Source organism: Kitasatospora sp. NPDC086801 (genome assembly GCF_044745805.1).
Classification (GTDB): Bacteria; Actinomycetota; Actinomycetes; order Streptomycetales; family Streptomycetaceae; genus Kitasatospora.
This window is the reverse complement of record NZ_JBIVAX010000032.1, coordinates 12,531-28,103: the sequence shown is the minus strand read 5'-3', so window position 1 is coordinate 28,103 and position 15,573 is coordinate 12,531. Positions and strand designations below refer to the sequence as shown.

Annotated in this window: 14 protein-coding genes, 1 pseudogene and 1 CRISPR repeat array; of the genes and pseudogenes, 10 read left to right on the top strand and 5 right to left on the bottom strand. The window is 71.9% G+C overall.

Translation table 11 applies throughout. The annotated features are described in order from the left end of the window. Positions 1-9 precede the first annotated feature (9 nt). Positions 10-585: a CRISPR direct-repeat array (repeat unit 27 nt; unit sequence TCGGCCCCGCGCTCGCGGGGGTTGCTC). A 199-nt stretch (positions 586-784) separates the two neighbouring features. Next, positions 785-1,693 carry a helix-turn-helix domain-containing protein gene (locus ACIPLC_RS27515; RefSeq protein WP_400475696.1) on the bottom strand — a complete coding sequence of 303 codons (909 nt, stop codon included), beginning with the start codon at positions 1,691-1,693 and terminating at the stop codon, positions 785-787. 175 nt (positions 1,694-1,868) lie between these two features. On the opposite strand from ACIPLC_RS27515, the gene ACIPLC_RS27510 reads away from it, so the two are divergent. Together ACIPLC_RS27510 and ACIPLC_RS27505 are read left to right on the top strand one after the other, a co-directional pair. Further along, entirely contained in the window at positions 1,869-2,786 is a 918-nt protein-coding gene (locus ACIPLC_RS27510; RefSeq protein ID WP_400475744.1) for an MBL fold metallo-hydrolase, read from the top strand. A gap of 53 nt (positions 2,787-2,839) precedes the next feature. Beyond that, positions 2,840-4,279, top strand: a complete 1,440-nt coding sequence (locus tag ACIPLC_RS27505; protein ID WP_400475695.1) for a carboxylesterase/lipase family protein — start codon at positions 2,840-2,842, stop codon at positions 4,277-4,279. 185 nt (positions 4,280-4,464) lie between these two features. On the opposite strand, the gene ACIPLC_RS27500 is transcribed toward ACIPLC_RS27505, so the two are convergent. Both ACIPLC_RS27500 and ACIPLC_RS27495 read right to left on the bottom strand, forming a co-directional pair. Next, complete coding sequence (locus tag ACIPLC_RS27500; RefSeq protein WP_400475694.1) at positions 4,465-5,145, bottom strand: GDSL-type esterase/lipase family protein; 681 nt, start codon at positions 5,143-5,145, stop codon at positions 4,465-4,467. A gap of 178 nt (positions 5,146-5,323) precedes the next feature. Next, positions 5,324-5,551 carry a hypothetical protein gene (locus ACIPLC_RS27495; RefSeq protein ID WP_400475693.1) on the bottom strand — a complete coding sequence of 76 codons (228 nt, stop codon included), beginning with the start codon at positions 5,549-5,551 and terminating at the stop codon, positions 5,324-5,326. Here ACIPLC_RS27495 and ACIPLC_RS27490 point away from each other — a divergent pair. From ACIPLC_RS27490 to ACIPLC_RS27475, 4 genes are all read left to right on the top strand, one after another. Next, positions 5,544-6,524 carry an ABC transporter ATP-binding protein gene (locus ACIPLC_RS27490; RefSeq protein WP_400475692.1) on the top strand — a complete coding sequence of 327 codons (981 nt, stop codon included), beginning with the start codon at positions 5,544-5,546 and terminating at the stop codon, positions 6,522-6,524. The two genes, ACIPLC_RS27495 and ACIPLC_RS27490, sit on opposite strands and share 8 nt — an antisense overlap. A gap of 111 nt (positions 6,525-6,635) precedes the next feature. After that, complete coding sequence (locus tag ACIPLC_RS27485; protein ID WP_400475691.1) at positions 6,636-7,856, top strand: ABC transporter substrate-binding protein; 1,221 nt, start codon at positions 6,636-6,638, stop codon at positions 7,854-7,856. Between the two features lie 74 nt (positions 7,857-7,930). After that, positions 7,931-8,785: an ABC transporter permease gene (locus ACIPLC_RS27480; protein ID WP_400475690.1), complete on the top strand. Its 855-nt coding sequence runs from the start codon at positions 7,931-7,933 to the stop codon at positions 8,783-8,785. A 13-nt stretch (positions 8,786-8,798) separates the two neighbouring features. Next, positions 8,799-9,614, top strand: a complete 816-nt coding sequence (locus ACIPLC_RS27475; RefSeq protein WP_400475689.1) for an ABC transporter permease — start codon at positions 8,799-8,801, stop codon at positions 9,612-9,614. 52 nt (positions 9,615-9,666) lie between these two features. Here ACIPLC_RS27475 and ACIPLC_RS27470 read toward each other — a convergent pair whose 3' ends face one another. Further along, positions 9,667-11,721 (bottom strand): transglycosylase domain-containing protein, encoded by a 2,055-nt coding sequence (locus tag ACIPLC_RS27470; protein ID WP_400475688.1) that lies wholly within the window; start codon positions 11,719-11,721, stop codon positions 9,667-9,669. Between the two features lie 82 nt (positions 11,722-11,803). On the opposite strand from ACIPLC_RS27470, the pseudogene ACIPLC_RS27465 reads away from it, so the two are divergent. Next, a pseudogene (locus tag ACIPLC_RS27465) lies at positions 11,804-12,304 on the top strand (amidase family protein); the annotation flags it as partial. A gap of 81 nt (positions 12,305-12,385) precedes the next feature. Here the strand turns inward: ACIPLC_RS27465 and ACIPLC_RS27460 are convergent. Continuing rightward, positions 12,386-13,279, bottom strand: coding sequence for an NADP-dependent oxidoreductase (locus ACIPLC_RS27460; RefSeq protein ID WP_400475687.1), 894 nt, complete (start codon positions 13,277-13,279; stop codon positions 12,386-12,388). A gap of 70 nt (positions 13,280-13,349) precedes the next feature. Here ACIPLC_RS27460 and ACIPLC_RS27455 point away from each other — a divergent pair, with 70 nt between their 5' ends. The 3 genes from ACIPLC_RS27455 (at position 13,350) to ACIPLC_RS27445 (ending at position 15,547) form a co-directional block, all read left to right on the top strand. Beyond that, on the top strand, positions 13,350-13,937 hold the full coding sequence (locus ACIPLC_RS27455; protein ID WP_400475686.1) for a TetR/AcrR family transcriptional regulator: 588 nt from the start codon (positions 13,350-13,352) through the stop codon (positions 13,935-13,937). A gap of 113 nt (positions 13,938-14,050) precedes the next feature. Next, positions 14,051-14,491: a hypothetical protein gene (locus tag ACIPLC_RS27450; RefSeq protein ID WP_400475685.1), complete on the top strand. Its 441-nt coding sequence runs from the start codon at positions 14,051-14,053 to the stop codon at positions 14,489-14,491. 330 nt (positions 14,492-14,821) lie between these two features. After that, the gene (locus ACIPLC_RS27445) at positions 14,822-15,547 is read left to right on the top strand and encodes a hypothetical protein (RefSeq protein ID WP_400475684.1); all 726 of its coding nucleotides are present in this window, start codon (positions 14,822-14,824) and stop codon (positions 15,545-15,547) included. The last annotated feature ends 26 nt before the right edge of the window (positions 15,548-15,573 follow it).

Below are 15,573 nucleotides of genomic sequence, written 5' to 3'. Positions count from 1 at the left end.
CACCGCCTGTCGGCCCCGCGCTCGCGGGGGTTGCTCCTCCTCGCCATGCAGGGCGCGATCGCCGCCGCCGTCGGCCCCGCGCTCGCGGGGGTTGCTCAAGACCTCGGCGGGGGTCTCAAGTCGCCGCCGAGTCGGCCCCGCGCTCGCGGGGGTTGCTCGCGGCTTGTCGAGGAAGGGTGCAGCGCGTACAAGTCGGCCCCGCGCTCGCGGGGGTTGCTCGGGGAAGCGCCCACCGGGTTCAGCTGGGCGGGTGTCGGCCCCGCGCTCGCGGGGGTTGCTCCCGGATGTGGTGCGCCGTCACCGGCTTCCCACCATCGGCCCCGCGCTCGCGGGGGTTGCTCCCCCTACCGCGCCGCCGCCCACGCTCTCGGACTATCGGCCCCGCGCTCGCGGGGGTTGCTCCGCGTCGTTCAGCTGCTGGCCGATGTTGGGCAGATCGACCCCGCGCTCGCGGGGGTTGCTCCTGCAAGGTCCTCGGCGAGGGTGTCGACATGCCATCGACCCCGCGCTCGCGGGGGTTGCTCCGTCGTCTCGCCCGGCGCGACGACCCGCCTCCTATCGGCCCCGCGCTCGCGGGGGTGCTCTTGGCCCGGGTGTCGTCCTTGGGCCTCGTCCAGGCGCCTGTGGGCTCGTATCGGCTTGGCCGTGTCGGGTTCTGGCGTCGTAGGGGTATCGCAGCGCCGGTCTGGGCCTGGCCGCGTCCGCACAGCAGGGGCCGGGGCGGCGCTGTTGCAGCGGTCCGGGCCTTCTCCGGCGGACCCGGCTGCCGCAGCGCTGCTCCTGCCTACACCTGTCGGCGCGGCTGCTCGACAGCGCCCGCGCCGTGCGCCTGCGCCGCCCGGCTGGCGCCGACCTGGCGGAGGAGTGCGAGGGCCTGCTCGGAGGGGGAGTTGGCGGGGGTGGTGCACAGGATGAGTGCCTGTTCCGGTGAGCGGGCGATCGAGAGGGTCTGCTGGGTCACCGTGACCGTGCCGACGACGGGGTGGTGCAGGTCGTAGGTCGCGGCGTCGCACGGCGCCACGCGGTGGTCTCCCCACAGGGCGACGAACTCCTGGCTCTTCATGGTCAGTTCGCCGATGAGTTCGGCGAGCAGCGGGTCCTCGGGGTGTCTGCCGACGGCGATGCGCAGGTTGCCGACCACGGCACGTGCCTTGCGCTCCCAGTCCGCGTAGAGCTCGCGGCAGTGCAGGTCCAGGAAGAGCATCCGGCTCGTGTTCGGGCGTCGTGCCTGGTCGTTCGGGCCGAGGAAGTCGAGGTGGCCGGCCAGCAGGGCGTGTCCGAGGGTGTTCCAGGCCAGGACGTCGGTGCGGCGGCCGAGCACGATCGCCGGGACGCCGTCGACGGCGCGCAGGAGGTCCCGCGTTTCGTCGGCGAGCTTCTCGGGCCGTGGGCGGCGTGGCCGGGGCGTGTGGCGGGTGGTGTCGGCGAGTCGGTCGAGGTGGGCGCGCTCGTGGGCGTCGAGCAGGAGGGCGCGGGCGATGGCGTCGAGTACCTCGGCGGAGGCCCCGCGGGACAGGCCCTGTTCCAGCCGGGCGTAGTAGGAGGCGCTGACGCCCGCGAGGTGGGCCAGTTCCTCGCGCCGGAGCCCGGCCACCCGTCTGCGGGGCCCGAGGTCGGGCAGGCCGACGTCCTCGGGCCGCAGCCGCGCCCGTCGGGCTTGGAGGAAGGCGCCGAGTGGGCCTGGTCCGTTCATCACCCCAGTATTCGGTGGGCGGCCCGGTTCCTGCCACACCCTGCGAGGGGTAGGACAACCGGGGAGTGGTTCGTACTCCGTCCACGGGCCATGCTCGGTCTCATTCGACCCGCGTGCCCCGGACCCGAGGACGGACCGCATGGATCAGAACATGGATCAGGACATGGACCAGGACATGGACCAGGACCCCGAACAGATCACCCTGGGCGACGTCACCGTCACCCGCGTCAAGGAGTTCTACGGCTCGGCCGGGCTGTCGCCGGGCCGGTTCTTCCCGGACAGCCCCGACGGCGTGTGGGAGGAGCACCGCGACTGGCTGGCGCCCGACTTCTGGAACCCGGCGACGGACGAGTGCCGTACGGCGATCCAGTCCTGGCTGCTGCGCAGCGAGGGCCGCACGATCCTCGTGGACACCGGTGTGGGCAATCACAAGGACCGGCCGTACGCGCCGGTGTGGAGCCGCCTGGACACGGACTACCTCGACAACCTCGCCGCCGCCGGGGTGCGGCCCGAGGACGTCGACGTCGTGGTCAACACCCACCTGCACGTCGATCACGTGGGCTGGAACACCCGTCTCGACGGCCGGGACTGGGTGCCGACCTTCCCGAACGCCACGTACCTGATGACCCGGCGGGACTTCGAGTTCTGGGATCCGGCCAACGGGCACAGGTCCGTACTCGGCCGGGGGAACCAGAACGTCTTCGAGGACAGCGTCGCGCCGGTCCACGAGGCGGGGCTGACGCGTCTGTGGGAGGGGACGTACCGGATCGACGGGAACCTGCGGCTCGATCTCGCTCCCGGGCACACCCCCGGCTCGTCCGTACTCACCCTGGAGTCCGGCGGTGACCAGGCCCTGTTCGTCGGGGACCTGGTGCACACCGCGTTGCAGATCGCGGAGCCGGAGACCAACTCCTGTTTCTGCGAGGACCCGGCGGAGTCCCGCGCGACCCGGCGCAAGCTGCTCGGCCGCGCCGCCGAGAACAAGGCGCTGGTCTTCCCGGCGCACTTCGGCGGCCAAGGGGCGATGGAGGTCGCGCGCAGCGGGTCGAAGTTCGCGATCAAGGAGTGGGCGGGTTTCTCCCGCATCTTCTGAAGCCTCCTGACGTCCCGTCCGGAGGTGTCCCCTTCCCGAGAGGAAAGTGTCCCGTGCCCCGACAGGCAGATCCGGTCGTCGAAACCCCGGCGGGCGCCGTGCGCGGCGTCCGTGACGGGTCCGGGGAGCGCTTCCGCGCCCTTCCGTACGCGGCGGCGCCGGTCGGTGCCGGGCGGTTCGCCGCGCCCGCGCCGCACCCGGGCTGGTCCGGTGTCCGTGACGGCAGCCGGCCCTCGCCGACCGCTCCACAGCCGGCCCGCGACTTCGGCCGGCTCGACATGGCCCCGTACTTCGGGCCGGGCTGGGTGCCCGGTGCGGAGTACCTGACCGTCGACGTCCGCACGCCCGCCGCCGACGGTGGCAGGCGCCCCGTCATGGTCTTCGTGCACGGCGGTGGGTTCGTCACCGGTTCGAACCGCGCCGCGCTCTACGGCGGCGGCGCGTTCGCCCGCGACGACGTCGTCCTGGTGACGGTGAACTACCGCCTCGGCGTGCCCGGGTTCCTCGATCTCGCGGGTGCTCCGGCCAACCGCGGGCTGCTCGACGTGCTCGCCGCGCTCAGGTGGGTGCAGGGCGCGGTGGCGGCCTTCGGCGGCGACCCCGGGAACGTCACGGTCTTCGGCCAGTCCGCGGGTGCCACGCTCGTCGGTGCGCTGCTCGCGACTCCGGAGGCCGGCGGCTTGTTCCGGCGGGCGGTCGTCCAGAGCGGCAACGGCTGCGGCGCGTTCACACCGGAGCAGGCGCAGCGGGTCACCGCCGCGGTGGCGGCCGCGCTGGGCGTCGAACCGACCGTGGAGGCGTTCGCCCCGGTCCCGGACGAGCGTTTCGTGGCGGTTCTGCCCGCCCTGGCCGGCCTGGACCTGCGTACCGGCACCGCCACGGACCCGCTGGCCGGGCTGAGCCCGTTCAGCCTGGTCCTGCCGGTGCAGCCCGCCGACGCCCTCGCCGACGGCCCGGCCCGCGACGTCGACCTGCTGATCGGCACCACCACCGAGGAGGGGCGTCTCTACCTCGTCCCGCAGGGCGGCCTGGAGTCCACCACGGACGCCGACCTGCTGGCCGTCGCCGCCCGGGTGCACGCGGACCCGGAGGCCGCCCTCGCCGTGCAGCGCGCGGCCCGGCCGGACGCGACACCGGGCGAGCTGCGCTCCGCCGTGCTCGGGCGGGCCCTGTTCGAGGCCGGTACGACGCGCCTGGCCCAGGCCCACGCGCGGCTCTCGGGCGGCCGTACGCACCGCTACTCGTTCGGGTACCGCTCGACGGCCGTGGGCGGGCGGCTCGGCGCGGCCCACACCGTCGAACTGCCCTTCGTGTTCGACGTCGCCGACGAACCCTGGCTGCACGGGGACACCGGCCTGCTCGGCCCCGACCCCGCCCCGGCCGGGCTCGCCGCCCGGGTCCACGGCGCCTGGGTCGCGTTCGCCGGCACCGGGGACCCGGGCTGGGCCGCCTACGACCCGCGACGACCCGTGGTGGAGGCCTTCGGCGGCTGAGCGTCCTCACCCGGGCAGGGGCGTCGCCGGTCACCGAGATCCAGGGCGACTGTGTGCGCCCGGTCCAGGGTCCTTCGGCCCGCCCGGCCCGCCCGGCCCGCCCGAGGCGGCCAGGGCGGCCAGGGCGGGCCGGGGCGGCCCAGCTGCTCGCGATCGACGCTGTCGCGGGTGATCGCGGGGCCCGGTCAGGCGACCAGGCGCAGCCAGGCTGCCGCGAGTGCGGCGTGGCCGGCGGGCGTCGGGTGGACGCCGTCCGCGGACCAGTGCTCCGGCACGGTCGTTGCGGCGAGTCCGGCGAACATGCCGTCGGCGGCGAGCAGGTGTGCGCCGTAGGTGCGGGCGAGCTTGCGCACGGCCTGGATCTTGGGGTCCAGGTCGGTGCGCCATTGCTGTCGCTGCTGCTCTCCGATGCGGGCGGGGCCGGCGCCAGCACCGGCCCCGGCTTCGATGACGGCGTGGATCGGCAGGAGGAACGGCTCGATGAGGATCAGCTGCGTGCCGGCCTCGGCGAGGGGCGCGAGCAGGCGGTCGTAGCCCGCTTCGAACTCGTCCGCAGGGATGACGTGCCCGTTCGGGTCCAGCGTGTGCCAGCCCGTGTCGTTGACTCCGACGAGGATCGACACCACGTCCGGGCGCGCGTCGAGGACGTCGGTCTGCCAGCGGGCTTGGAGGTTCATCACCTTGTCGCCCGCGTTCCCGGTGTTCAGCCAGGTCACAGGGCGGTCCGGGTGCCGGAGTCCCCACTCGCCCGCGACCCGCAGCGGGTAGCCGTGCCCGAGGCCGTCTTCGCTCTCCAGTCGTTGGCAGTCGGTGATCGAGTCGCCGGTGAACATCACGGTGCTTCCCGGTCGGATGATGATCGTCATGTGTGCTCCTTCAACGTGGACTTGAACGTGGACTTGAACGTGAACTCGGGTGGGGAGAGGGGAGGCAGGACCCCTCACAAGGTGCCGGACCTCGCCGTCATCGGGCCGTCATCGGGCCGACAGCCGCCGCCATGCCGCCGTCATCGCGCTGACGGCCCCCGAGGTCGGTGGAACGCCGTCACCCGGGCCGGTGGCTTTTCTGCTTCAGTCGAGGATTCAGCAGTCGAGGATCCAGCAGCAGAGACCGTGAGACCGAGGTGCGGATGACGTCCAGCCCAGTTCCCAGTCCGTCCGCCAGTTCCTGCCCGAGCCCGCCGGAGCGTTCGTCGGGCGGCTCGGCCGGCTGTCCGGTCGCGCCCGGTGCGGTCGCGTTGTCCGGGGTCAGCAAGGCGTTCGGCGTGGTCAACGCCGTGGACGGGATTGATCTGGAGGTCAGGCCGGGCGAGTTCTTCTCGATGCTCGGGCCGTCCGGGTCGGGCAAGACCACGGTGCTGCGCATGATCGCGGGCTTCGAGGCGCCGAGCGCCGGCCGGGTGCTGCTGGGCGGGGTCGACGTCACCGGTCTGCCCGCGTTCGACCGCGACGTCAACACGGTGTTCCAGGATTACGCCCTCTTTCCGCATCTGTCGGTGCGGCAGAACGTCGAGTACGGGCTGAAGGTCAAGCGGGTGCCCCGGGCGGAGCGGGCCGCGCGGGTCGCCGAGGCGCTGGCGACCGTGCAGTTGCCCTCCTTCGGCGACCGGCGCCCCGCCGAACTGTCCGGCGGGCAGCGCCAGCGGGTCGCACTGGCCCGCGCGCTGGTCAACCGTCCGTCCGTGCTGCTGCTCGACGAACCGCTCGGCGCCCTCGACCTGAAGCTCCGGCTGGAGATGCAGCTCGAACTCCAGCAGATCCAGCGCGAGGCCGGCATCACCTTCGTCCTCGTCACCCACGACCAGGACGAGGCGCTCACCATGAGCGACCGGATCGCGGTCCTCAACGCGGGTCGGATCGAGCAGGTCGGCACCCCCGCCGAGGTGTACGAGCGCCCGGCCACCGCGTTCGTGGCGGGCTTCGTGGGCACCTCGAACCTGCTCCGGGGCGCCTGCGCCGAGCAGGTCTTCGGCCGGCCCGGGACGTATTCGGTGCGTCCCGAGAAGATCCGCATCGCCCGTCCGGAGGACCCGACGGGACCCGACGAGTACGGCGTCACCGGGACGATCAGCGAGGTCGTCTACGCCGGCGCGCAGACCCGCTTCCTGGTCGACCTGGAGGCGGGCGGGCGGCTGGTGGCCGTCCGGCAGAACCTCGACGAATCCGGCGCCGACGTCTCCCGCCGCCGGGGGGCGAGCGTCCTGCTGGCCTGGCGGCGACAGCACACCGTCCGCATCAACCCCTGACCCGCATCAACCCTGACGAAGACCCCCGACAACGACCCCTGACGAAGACCCCTGACGAAGACCTCCGACGAAGACCCCCGACGAGAACCCCTGACGAAAGCGATCGAGTTCATGAGCACCACACGCCCCCTCCGCTGCCGGACCCTGAGCGCCCTGGCGACCGCGGCCGCCCTGCTGCTGTCCTCAGCGTGCGCGTCGAACTCCGGTGGTGGCGGCACGGGCACCGGGTTCACCGCACCGGACATCCCCGCGCAGAAGTCCCTCGGCCCCGGCGAGGGCACCGTCAACATCGTCGCCTGGGCCGGCTACGTCGAGTACGGGCAGGACAACAAGGCCGTCGACTGGGTCACCCCGTTCACCCGGCAGACGGGCTGCAAGGTGAACCTCAAGGTGGCGGGCACCTCGGACGAGATGGTCGCGCTGATGAAGACGGGCCAGTACGACACCGTCTCGGCCTCCGGCGACGCGACGCTGCGCCTGATCGCCGGCGGCGACATCGCGCCCGTCAACACCGCGCTCGTCCCCAACTACGCCGACATCTACCCCGGGTTGAAGAACCGCCCGTGGAACTCGGTCAAGGACGTGCCGTACGGGATCCCCCACGGACGCGGCGCCAACCTGCTGATGTACAACACCGAGAAGGTCAGCCCCGCACCGACCTCCTGGGGTGCGGTCTTCACCCCCGACTCGCCCTACGCCGGACACCTCACCGCGTACGACAGCCCGATCTACATCGCCGATGCCGCGCTCTACCTGATGAAGACCAAGCCCGAGCTCGGCATCAGGGACCCCTACGCCCTGACCTCGTCCCAGCTGGACGCCGCGGTGGCGCTGCTCAAGGTCCAGAAGAAGCAGATCGGCTCCTACTGGAACGACTACACCAAGGCGCAGGCGGCGTTCGACTCCGGCGACGCCCTGATCGGCACCACCTGGGAGGTGATCCAGCAGGCGGTCGCCGCCGACGGCAGGGTGAAGACGCAGGCGGTCCTTCCCACCGAGGGCTCCACCGGCTGGTCCGACACCTGGATGGTCTCGGCGCACGCCCAGCACCCCAACTGCGCCTACGCGTGGATGGACTACATCGTCTCGCCGTCGGCCAACGCCCAGGTCGCCGAGTACTTCGGCGAGGCCCCGGCCAACTCCAAGGCCTGCGCACAGATCACCGACAATCCCGGCTTCTGCACCGACTACCACGCCACCGACGAGAACTGGTGGAAGGACGTCTACTACTGGACCACGCCCACCGCGCAGTGCGCCGACGGCAGCGGCCGCGACGACTGCACCGCGTACGCCCAGTGGGTCACCGCCTGGAACGGGATCAAGAGCTCGTGACCGCTCCCGCTGCGGCACGCCCCCCGGCACGCCCCCCGGCACGCACCCCGGCACACGCCCCCGCGCGCACGACGGTGCGCAGGCTGGCCGGGCTGCTGGACCGGCGCCCCGGTCTGCGGCTCGCGGCGCTGCTGGCGGCGCCGATGACCTGGCTGGTGCTGGCGTACCTCGGGTCGCTGGCGATCCTCCTGCTGTCCGCGTTCTGGACCACCAACGCGTTCACCTCCGCCGTCGAACAGCGCTGGACCGTCGACAACTTCCGTTCGCTGCTGACCGATCCGCAGTACCGGGCGGTCGCCGTGCGCACGCTGGGCATCGCGGTGTCGGTGACGGTGATCGACGCGCTGATCGCCCTCCCGATGGCCTTCTTCATCGCCCGGGTGGCCCGGCCCGGGAGCCGGCGCCTGCTGCTGGCGGCGGTGCTGACGCCGCTGTGGGCCGGCTACCTGGTCAAGTCCTACGCCTGGTGGGTGATGCTCAGCCACGGCGGTGTCCTGGACTGGGCCACCGCGCCCTTCGGCGGGCACTCCCCCGGTTTCGGCGTGCCGGCGGTGGTCATGGTGCTCGCGTACCTGTGGCTGCCCTACATGGTGCTGCCGCTGTGCACCGCGTTCGGGCAGTTGCCCGACAGCCTGCTCGCCGCCGCGGCGGACCTCGGGGCCGGCCCCTGGCGGACCCTGCGCACGGTGGTGCTGCCGCTGGCCAGGCCGGCGCTCATCGCCGGGTCGGTCTTCACCTTCTCGCTGAGCCTGGGTGACTACCTGACGGTGCAGATCGTCGGCGGCACCACGTCCATGCTCGGCAACGTCATCGCGTCCAACGTGACGCTGAACCTGCCCCTGGCGGCGGCGGTGTCCTGCGTCCCGGTGCTGCTGATCGTGGGCTACCTGCTCGCCGTGCGCCGCACCGGCGCGCTGGACAGTCTGTGAGGCCGAGGCCCTGATGCAACTCTCCCGCGGTGCCCGGATCCTGCTCCGGACGGCGACGGCCCTGGGGTTCGCCGTCATCTACGCCCCGCTGCTGCTGGTCCTGGTGAACTCCTTCAACGCCTCGCGCTCCTTCGCCTGGCCGCCGTCCGGTTTCAGCACCCGCTGGTGGACGGCCGCCTGGCAGGAGACCGGGCTGCGCGAGGCGCTGGCCACGTCGCTGAAGGCCGGGCTCGGGGCAACCGCGGTGGCGCTGGTGCTGGGCACCATGGCGGCCTTCGCCGCGACCCGGTACCGGTTCTTCGGCCGGCAGTCGGTCTCCTTCCTGCTGGTCCTGCCGATCGCCCTGCCCGGCATCGTCACCGGCATCGCGCTCAACGCCGCGTTCCGCACCGTGCTGACCCCGCTGGGGGTGGGCTTCGGCCTGTTCACCGTGGTCGTCGGGCACGCCACCTTCTGCATCGTGGTGGTGTTCAACAACGTGTCGGCGCGGCTGCGGCGCATCGCACCGTCGGTCGAGGAGGCGTCGGCGGACCTCGGCGCGGACACCTTCCAGACCTTCTGGTACGTCACGCTGCCGGCCGTGCGCAGCGCGCTGCTCGCCGGCGCGCTGCTGGCCTTCGCCCTGTCCTTCGACGAGATCGTGGTGACCACCTTCACCGCAGGGCCCGGTACCCGGACGCTGCCGCTGTGGATCTTCGACAATCTGGCCCGCCCCAACCAGGGCCCGGTGGTGGACGTCGTGGCCTCGGTGCTGATCGTCCTGGCCGTCCTGCCGGTCTACCTGGCCCAACGCCTCTCCGGCGAGCCACTGGAGGGGCACGGTCCCTGAGCAACCGCCCACCCGGGTACACGGGCCCGGGTGGGCGCACCGGGCCGTCCCGTCAGGGCAGTTGCACCGGGGAGAAGGTCCCGGCCGGGGTGCCGGCGAGGGCGCCGTCCATGGCGTCGCGCCAGATCGGGCCGGCCAGGGTGCCGCCGAAGGCCTGGCCCACGACGGTGCCGCCGATGCGCTGGCCGTCGAGGGGCTTGGGGTTGTCGGTGTCGCTGACGACGGTGGCGCCGGCCATCTCGGGGGTGTAGCCGACGAACCAGACCTGGCGGCTCGCGTCGGTGGTGCCGGTCTTGCCGGCGCTGTCGCGGCTGGTGAGGCCGGCGGTCTGGCCGGTGCCGTCCTCGACGACGCCCTTGAGCATCGCGGTGACGGTGTCGGCGGTGGTGGGCGACATCACGGCGGAGCAGTTCGCCTGCGGCACCGCGAGCTGCTTGCCGTCGGGGCCGGTCGCCGAGGCGATGGCGGTCGGCGCGCAGTAGGTGCCGTGGGCGGCGAAGGCCGCGTAGACGCCCGCCATCTCCAGCGGGGTCAGGTCGTTGCTGCCGAGCGTCATCGACGGGACGACCTGGAGCTTCTCGCCGCCCGCCTGCTGGGTGATGCCGAGCTCGTTGGTCATCCGGGCGACGTTGCACAGCCCGGCGTCGCCCTCCAGTTTCGCGAAGTAGGTGTTGACCGACTGTGCCATGGCCGTCTTCATGTCGAACTGGCCGGTGAGGCTCTGGCTGTCGTTGTGCACCTGCCCGGAGGAGGGGAACCGGCCGCCGGAGCAGTCCGTCATCGCCGGCCACGGGATGCTGTAGTCGGTGGTGTAGCTCTGGCTCGGCGAGATCCCGTGCTCCAGGGCCGCCGCGGCGACGATCGGCTTGAACGTCGAGCCGGTCGGGAAGCCGAGCCCGCCGCCCATGGCCTTGCCGACGTTGTAGTTGATCTGGGTCTGGTGCTGCTTGTCGTCGACGCCGTACGGGCGGCTCTGTCCCATCGCGAGGATCTTGCCGGTGCCCGGCTCGACGATGCTCATCGCGGTCGCGGCCTGGTCGCCGGCGTTCACGTGGGCGGTGACGGAGGCGTAGAGCGACGCCTGGGCCTTGGGGTCGAGCGTGGTGTGGATCTGCAGTCCGCCGCGCTTCCACACCGCCTGCCGTTCGGCCGCCGACTTGCCGAAGGCCGGATCGGTGAGCACCGTCTGGCGTACGTAGTCGCAGAAGAAGCCCTCGCCCTGCTTCGCCAGGATGCAGCCCTGCTGCGGCGCCTGGACGTTGAGCCCCAGCGGGGTCGCGATGGCCTGCTGGGCCTGGTCCTTGGTGATGTGCCCGTACTCGGCCATCTTGCGCAGCACGGTGTCGCGCCGGTCCTTCGCCGCGGTCGGGTTGACCGTCGGATCGTAGCCGGTGGGTGACTGCACGAGGCCGGCGAGCAGCGCGGCCTGCGGCAGGGTGAGGTCCTTGGCGTGTACGCCGAAGTAGCGCCGCGCGGCCGACTCGATGCCGTAGGCCTTCTCGCCGAAGAAGGTGATGTTCAGGTAGTTGGTGAGGATCTGGTCCTTGCTCAGGGTCTCCTCGACCTTGATCGCGTACTTCAGTTCCTGGATCTTGCGGCCGATCGTCTGCCGCTGCGCCTCCGCCACCTTCTGCGGGTCGTCGCCCGCCTCGTCGACGAAGACGTTCTTCACGTACTGCTGGGTCAGGGTGGACGCGCCCTGCGCGGTGCCGCCCGAGGTGGCGTTCTTGTCCAGGGCGCGCAGCACGCCCTTGAGGTCGATCGCGCCGTGCTCGTAGAAGCGGTTGTCCTCGATGTCCACGAGTGCGGTCTTCACCAGCGGGGAGATCTGGTCCGCGGGGACGACGGTGCGGTCGCGGTCGTACACGGTGGCGATCGTGCCGCCCTGCGCGTCGAGGATCGTCGAGGCCTGGGACAGCGGGGGCGTCTTGAAGTCGTCGGGCAGGCTCTGGAAGTCGTCGGCCGCCGACCGGGCGCCGAGCCCGGCGGCCGCCACCGCGGGCAGGGCTATCCCCGCCGCCACGACCCCGGCGATCACGCTCACCCCGATCAGCCGCGTCCCGTGCCCCAGTTTCCGCATACCCGTCGCCTCCCGCTTCTCCGCCATGACGTGGGCGACCCTACGTGCGCGTCATGAGGAACTCCTTGGGACGTGGGCCCCGCTGTGTCACAGCCGTGTGACAGCTCGGCTGGCCGCCGCCTTCGACCGGCCCATCGACTTCTCGACCCTCGAACCGGCGACCCTTGCCAGCTACCACTACGGACAGCGGGTCAGCGGCGCCCAGCTCGTCACCGCGTTCGCGGTCCGCAACCGGGTCGCCCGCAGCCTGGCACGGTCCTTCGACGCGTACGACGTCCTGCTCACCCCGACCCTGCCGGAGCTCCCCGTGCCCTTGGGCACGTACGCCCGGGGCGCGGAGGAACTGGACGGCCTCGGCTGGATCGACCGCCTCTTCGACCGCTCGCCGTTCACCCCGGCGTTCAACGTGGCGTTCAACGTGGCGGGCACGCCCGCCATGTCCGTGCCGCTGACGGCCGACACCGGGACGGGGCTCCCGATCGGCATGCAGTTCGCCGCCGGCTACGGGCTCGAAAGCCGCCTCTTCCGCCTCGCCGACCAACTCGAACAGGCGAGCCCGTGGTCGCACCGCACCCCCGCCGTGTGGGCGGGGAACCACCCGGGCCGCTGACGAACGCCCCTGCGGAGCCGGGCGCTGACGATCGCCCCTGCGGAGCCGGCCGCTGCGACTGCGCAGAAAGCAGAAAGGGGCTCAGACGACCACGACCCGGCGCCCACGCGTGTGACCGGCACGGCTGTCGACGTGCGCCGCCGCGGCCTCGGCGAGCGCGTACGACTTCTCGACCGGGATGTGGAGCTTGCCCCGCGAGATGAGGCCGGCGGCCTCGGCGAGCGCCTCCGGCACGCTCCCGGCGACGCCGGAGAATCGGACCCCGAGCTCCGGCGCAGCGAGATCGGCGATGGAGACCACCTTCTGTGGGTCCCCGGTCAGCTCGACGAGTTCGCGGATCACGCCCGAGCCGGCCAGGTCGAGAGCCGCGTCGACCCGGCCGAGCCGCCGCACCCGCTCGACCCAGCCCTCGCCGTACGTCGTGGCGACGGCGCCCAGGCTGCGCAGATAGTCCTGGTTCGCGGCCCCGGCCGTGCCGATCACCGTGATGCCGCGGTCGCGGGCGATCTGCAGCACCGCCGATCCGACTCCCCCGGACGCGCCGCTGGCCAGCAGCGTCTGCCCGGGCTGCACCCCGACCTGGCGGATGATGCGCAGCGCGGTCTCCACCACGGAGGGGTACCCGGCCGCCTCTTCGAACGTCAGGCCCTCGGGCATCCGGGCCCAGGCCGACAGCACGGCGAACTCGGCGTAGGTGCTTGAGCCTTCGCCGAACACGTGGTCGCCGACCTCGACCCCTTCGACGCCCTCGCCGACCTCGTCCACCACTCCGGAGGCGTCCAGCCCGACGCCGGCGGGCAACTCGATCGGACGGACCTGCTGGAGCTGGCCTTCACGGATCCTCCAATCCACGGGGTTCACGCCCGCCGCCCGTACGGCGATGCGTACCTGGCCGGGGCCCGGGTGGGGCTCCTCGGCGTCGACGAGTTGCAGAACGTCCGGACCGCCGAATTCGGCGAAGCTCACCTTCTTCATGCGACCGACCGTAGCACTAACCGTTAGCGTTTTGGAACTGCTACGTCTTTGCATCTGCTAGCGTGAGGGAATGACCGTGCCGCCCGGACGCCGCGAACGCAAGAAGGCCGCGACCCGCCAGAAGATCGCCGACACTGCCCTGCGGCTCTTCCTGGAGCGCGGGTACGACGCGGTGGGAATCCGTGACGTGGCCGCCGAGGCCGACGTGGCCGTCACCACGCTCTTCTCCCACTTCGCCTCGAAAGAGGCCCTGGTGTTCGAGCGGGACGACGACTTCGAGCAGCGCCTCACACGTGCGGCCACCGGCCGGGCGCCGCACGAACCGCTCGTCCCCGCGCTGCGCCGCGAGGTCCAGGCCCTGGTGCGCCACTGCACGGCGGACAGCGCCGCCCCGATCTGGCGCATGATCGAGGAATCACCCGCCCTGCGGGAGTACGAGGAGTCGATGAGGCTGCGCCACGCGGAGTCGCTGGCAACGGCCATCGCCGCCGATCTCGGCCTGCCGCAGGGCTCGACGATCTGCCGGGCGATCGCGAGGTTCGTGATCGACGCCTACGCGCTGGCCCGCGAGGCGGCCGATCCGCAGGCCGCGGTGGACGAGGTCTTCCGGATGATCGAGGCGGCCTGGGAGGTCGCCGGCCCTGCTCGACGCGCGTGAGGATGCACCACCTGGACGGGTCCATCGGCAGCACTCGGGGGAGCCCTCCTGTCTGCGGCACATCTACTGCGGTTATTTGTGTCCGACATCCGAGGCTGTAAGGGTGTTGCACCATGAGGATCACGATCACCGTGGAGAATCCGACCCCCGAGGCGCTGGAGAAGCTGCTCGCCTTCGCCGCCATGCCCGCCGCCGTCGTGACCGCGCTGCCCGACGACCGCTGGACGCCGGAGTGGGCCCGTTCGTACTACGACCGCCTGCCGCCCCGGGCGCAGCAAATCCTGCTTCAGGTCGTCGAAGGCGACGGCGAGTGCGCCGCAGAGGAGTTGAAGGCGAACGGCCGCAGCCTGCGGGGATCCACCGGCGCGTTCCGCCGCGTGCTCTCCGAGGGCAAGCGGACCGGCCTCTGGCCGGACGCCCTGCCCGTGCCGCTGGTGTCCCACGTCGTCGGCGGGCAGCTCAAGAAGCTCGAAATGCCGGGATTCGGCACCGACCACTATCCGTACTCGGCCTTTGAGGAGGGATTGCGCGACGTGCCGGCCCGTGATCGTTGATCCCCCTGGCAGGAATCCCGGGCTCGGGGCGGGAGTTGGCGCTGCCGCTGCCGATGTCGCACCACGAGCGGTTCTCGGACGAGGCCGACAGACCCCGCGAGGCTGTTCGCTGCCGACCCCACCCCTCCGCGCCCACGGTGACTTCCGTCAAGCCCGTGATCGGCAAGGCACTGCCCGGGGCGTAGCAGTCTGGTGACATAGCGGGATCTGTTTCGTCGACTGTTCGCACTAACTTCGTTCTTGCACGCAGCCCCGTGGTCTCCCGGTCCCCGCAGGAGAGGCACCAGGCAACGTGCGTTTCCTCACCCGTACTTCGCTCAGGAGCAGCGCATGTCGACGTTAACGAACCGCCGTTCTTCCGCTGTCCGCACGGTGGCCGGCTCCGTCCTGGCGGCCGCCCTGCTGGTGTCCACCGCGACAGCTTGTTCCAGCGCGTCCGACGCGAACCACGCCGCCGCACCGGCCACCACGCCCAGCACGCAGGGCACCACGCCCGCCACCACACCCGCTACGCCCACCACGTCCGACACCGCCGCGCCGGCCACCACGCCTCCCGCTCCCCCCGCGCCCCCCGCCAGCACGCCGACCGCCACGCCCACCGCGCGCCACACCACCCCACCGGCCGCCCCGCCCAAGGCGACCGCCCCGGGCCGCACCCAGACCCTGGTGGACGGCAGCACGGCCGAGATCCGCGCGGTCGGCAACCAGAACTACGTCGCCAAGATCGTCCACGACGGTGCGGTCTACGGCACCCTGGAGACGCACGATTCCGACGCCGGGGTCGACTTCAACGACATGTTCATCGTGCTCTCGATGGACGGCACGGTCCACTCCTGGATGGGCGGCGGGCACCAGGGACCGGGCACGTTCAAGCTCGCGGGCGGTTGGACGGCCAAGGTCACGAAGGTCGGCGAACTCCACTACCGCGCGCAGATCCTCGGCAACGACGGCGCGGTGAACGGCACGCTGGAGGCGAACCAGCAGGACGCCGGAGGCGTCGCCAACGGTGTGTACATGGTGCTCAGCACCGGCGGCGAGATCAGCGCGCACATGTGAACGCCGCCCCGGCTCAAGGGCGGAGC

What these genes read in the sequence shown, in the direction of transcription:
- ACIPLC_RS27515 (WP_400475696.1), bottom strand. Translation starts at nt 1,693, where the DNA reads ATGAACGGACCAGGCCCACTCGGCGCCTTCCTCCAAGCCCGACGGGCG.
- ACIPLC_RS27510 (WP_400475744.1), top strand. Translation starts at nt 1,869, where the DNA reads ATGGACCAGGACCCCGAACAGATCACCCTGGGCGACGTCACCGTCACC.
- ACIPLC_RS27500 (WP_400475694.1), bottom strand. Translation starts at nt 5,145, where the DNA reads ATGACGATCATCATCCGACCGGGAAGCACCGTGATGTTCACCGGCGAC.
- ACIPLC_RS27485 (WP_400475691.1), top strand. Translation starts at nt 6,636, where the DNA reads ATGAGCACCACACGCCCCCTCCGCTGCCGGACCCTGAGCGCCCTGGCG.
- ACIPLC_RS27475 (WP_400475689.1), top strand. Translation starts at nt 8,799, where the DNA reads ATGCAACTCTCCCGCGGTGCCCGGATCCTGCTCCGGACGGCGACGGCC.
- ACIPLC_RS27470 (WP_400475688.1), bottom strand. Translation starts at nt 11,721, where the DNA reads ATGGCGGAGAAGCGGGAGGCGACGGGTATGCGGAAACTGGGGCACGGG.
- ACIPLC_RS27460 (WP_400475687.1), bottom strand. Translation starts at nt 13,279, where the DNA reads ATGAAGAAGGTGAGCTTCGCCGAATTCGGCGGTCCGGACGTTCTGCAA.
- ACIPLC_RS27455 (WP_400475686.1), top strand. Translation starts at nt 13,350, where the DNA reads ATGACCGTGCCGCCCGGACGCCGCGAACGCAAGAAGGCCGCGACCCGC.
- ACIPLC_RS27450 (WP_400475685.1), top strand. Translation starts at nt 14,051, where the DNA reads ATGAGGATCACGATCACCGTGGAGAATCCGACCCCCGAGGCGCTGGAG.
- ACIPLC_RS27445 (WP_400475684.1), top strand. Translation starts at nt 14,822, where the DNA reads ATGTCGACGTTAACGAACCGCCGTTCTTCCGCTGTCCGCACGGTGGCC.